Annotated in this window: 1 protein-coding gene; it reads left to right on the forward strand. The window is 74.1% G+C overall.

The genetic code is table 11. The annotated features are described in order from the left end of the window. A partial coding sequence (locus AOK23_RS43195; RefSeq protein WP_055717825.1) for an alpha-(1->3)-arabinofuranosyltransferase domain-containing protein occupies nucleotides 1–3,251 on the forward strand: 3,251 nt, incomplete at its 5' end. Nucleotides 3,252–3,341 lie beyond the last annotated feature (90 nt).

The raw sequence follows: 3,341 nt of genomic DNA on the forward strand, positions 1-3,341 counted from the left end.
TGTCGTCGGCGCTCGCGGCGGGCCTGGGCCTCGCCGGGCTGGCCCGGCGGGACATGCCCGAGCGCCGCTGGCTGGTGCTGACGGTGCTGACGGTCGCGCTCGTCACGCTCGCCGGTTACGCGGGATCGTTCGGGGCGCCCTTCCACGGGGTGGTCCAGGACCTGCTGAACGGGGCCCTCGTGCCCTTCCGGAACATCTACAAGTTCCAGACCGGGCTGGCGCTCGCCCTGGTCCTCGGCCTGGCACAGCTCGTGGGAGTGGCCGCGCGGGAGCGCGGGGCCCGGCGGGTGCGGGGGCGCGGGTTCGCGCCGCTGATCGCGGCCGTGGTCGTACTGCCGGGGCTGCTGTGGCCGTACCTCAACGGGTCGGTGCTGCAACCCGGTTCGTTCCAGGAGCTGCCGAAGTACTGGCGGGCCACGGCCGACTGGCTGGAGAAGTACTCCCCGGACTCCCGGGCCCTGGTCGTGCCCGCCACCGCGCACGGCATCCACACCTGGGGCTCCACCATCGACCAACCGCTGGACGTGCTCGCCGAGTCCCGCTGGGCGCAGCGCGACTACGTCCCCTTCGGCACGCCCGGCAACCGGCGCGCGATGGACGCCGTCGAGCAGGCGCTGCTGACCGGCGCCGAGGTGCCGGGGCTCGCCGACTATCTGAGCCGGGCCGGCCTGTACTACGTCGTCGTCCGCAACGACCTGGACCCCGGCCAGCTCGGATCCGTGCCCACCACCACCGTGAAGCGGACCCTGGAGCAGTCCGGGTACGAGCGGGTGAAGGGGCTCGGGCCGGTGATGACCGGCGGGGTGATCGCCGAGAACACCCCGTTGCAGGTGGAGGGGTTGTACGCGCGGCAGCGGGCGGTGGAGATCTACCGGCCGGCCGAGGACGTGCCGCGTCCCGGGCAGGCCGGGCTGAAGGGGATCGCGGACACCGCCGTCGTGTCCGGCGGGCCTGAGTCGCTGCTGCCGCTGGCCGCCGACCCGTCGATGCGGGACCGCGCGACCGTGCTGACCGGTGACAACCACCCCGGTCTCGGCACCCCGGCCGTGCAGGTGGTCGGCGACGGGCTGCGGCGCGCGGACACCCGCTTCGGCCTGGTCAACGCCAACACGTCGTACACGTACACGGCGGACGAGCGGAACCCGAGCGGGAGCGTGCAGGACGCGGGCGGGAAACCGCGGCAGATCCTCCCCCTGAAGGGGCTCGCCCATCAGACGGTGGCGGAGCTGCGCGGCGCGAAGTCCGTCACCGCGTCGACGTCCGGCAATTGGCTATTCCACCTCCCCCAGTTCGACCCGGTGAACGCCTTCGACGGCGACCCGGCGACGGCCTGGGCGGAGGGTGCGCCGGGTTCGGCGGACGGGCAGTGGCTGCGGATCGACTTCGAGGACGCGCAGGACATCCCGTCCACGTTCGAGGTCACCCCACTGCCGCAGGACGGGGTGCGGTCGGCGCCCACCCGGATCAAGGTGGAGACCGAGCGGGGCTCACGGTCCACGAACCTCCAGGCCGACGGCTCCACCCAGACGGTCAACGCCCGCCCGGGCGAGACGAACTGGCTGAAGGTCACGATCCTGGACTCGGCGGAACGGCACACCGGGCTGGTCGGCGCGGGCTTCTCCGAGATCGAGATCCCCGGCGTCCAGGTGACCCGGACCCTGCGGCTGCCGACGGACGCCCAGGGCCCCGACAACACCGGCGCCCCCGCCGAGGTGGTCTCGCTGCGCCGCGCCGCCGACCCCACCGGGCTCTCCCCGACGGGCACCGAACCGGGGCTGCACCGCGTCTTCGGCACGACCACGGCGGGCACGTACGAGGTGAAGGCGACCGCCGTGCCCGTGCCGGGCGAGGAGCTGGACAAGCTGCTGTACGAGGTGGCGCCGGAGCAGGAGAACCGCATCACGGTGACCGCCGACTCCACCGCCTCCCTCGGCGCCGGGCTGTCGCCGCGCAATCTGACCGACGGGGACCTGACCTCCGCGTGGATCGCGGGCGACGACCCGACGCTCCATCTGCGCTGGACGGGCAAGCAGCCCATCGGCTCGCTCGTGCTGGCCCCGGCGGGCGGTCTGTCCACCCGGGCGACCAAGGTCGCGATCAGCTCCCCGGACGGCGCGGCCATCGCCGCCGTCGACGAGAACGGCTGGGTCCGCTTCGACCCGATCACCACCGACCGCCTCGACATCACCGTCACCGAGACGGCCCGGCTCACCGTCCACAACCCCGTCGCCGGTGACGATCTGCGCCTCCCGGTCGGCCTGGTCGAGGCGTACATCCCGGCGCTCGCCCCCTACCGCACCCAGCAGCCCGCCCCCACCCTCGACGTCGACCTCCCGTGCGGCGAGGGCCCGGTCGTCGAGGTCGACGGCAAGCGGTACGAGACGAGCGCGAAGGGGACCGTACAGGACCTCACCGAGCGCCGCCCGCTGGACCTGACGCTCTGCCAGAACGACCGCCCCGACGCCGCGTTGGAGCTGGGCGCCGACGAGCGTCACACCGTCGACTCCGACGACTCGGGCGCCCTCGCCGTCACCGAGGTCACGCTGACCCGCGGCACGGTCACCGCGCCCGCCGCCACCGGACGCGACCTGCGGATACGGGACTGGCTGGGCGACCTCCGCGAGGTGACCGTCGGCGACGGCGCCGCCTCGTACCTCACGACGTACGAGAACTACAACGACGGCTGGAAGGCCACCCTGAACGGCCGCGAGCTGACCCCGGTACGGCTCGACGGCTGGCAGCAGGGCTGGCGGATCCCCGGCGGGTCGGGCGGCGCGGTCAAGCTGTCCTACGAGCCGTCCGTGACGTACGAGGCCGGGCTGATCGGCGCCGGGGTGGGCCTCGCGGCCCTCGTCGGGCTGGCGCTGTGGCGGCGCCGGGAGCCCGACCCGGACGGGCCGCAGCCGGCACCGCCGGCCCCCGGCCTGTGGCTCGGCACGGTCGCCCTCACCCTCGTCGGCATCATGATCGCGGGCTTCCTCGCGCTCCTCGTCCCGCTGCTGGCGCTCCTGGCCCGGACGCGGCACGCCCTGCTGGTGCCGATCGCGTTCCTCGCGCTCGCCGGGGCGGGCGTCGCGGCGGCGGCCGGAGCGGGCGAGCCGGTGGCGGCGGACCAGGGCGCGTTCGGGCCGGTGGCGCAACTCCTGGCCCTGCTGGGGCTGTTCGCGGCGCCGAGCCTGACGCATCGACAGAGGCGCCCTCACAGGACCCGAACCACCCGAGCCCAGGACCTCGAACCACCCGAGCCCTGAACCCGACCCACACATGCTCAGGACCCGAACCGCACGAGCCAGTCCGTGTGCTGGGGGGAGACCAGGCGCTCGGCCTCGGCGACGGCGTCG

Origin of the sequence: Streptomyces torulosus (assembly GCF_001419765.1) — a bacterium.
GTDB lineage: Bacteria > Actinomycetota > Actinomycetes > Streptomycetales > Streptomycetaceae > Streptomyces > Streptomyces torulosus.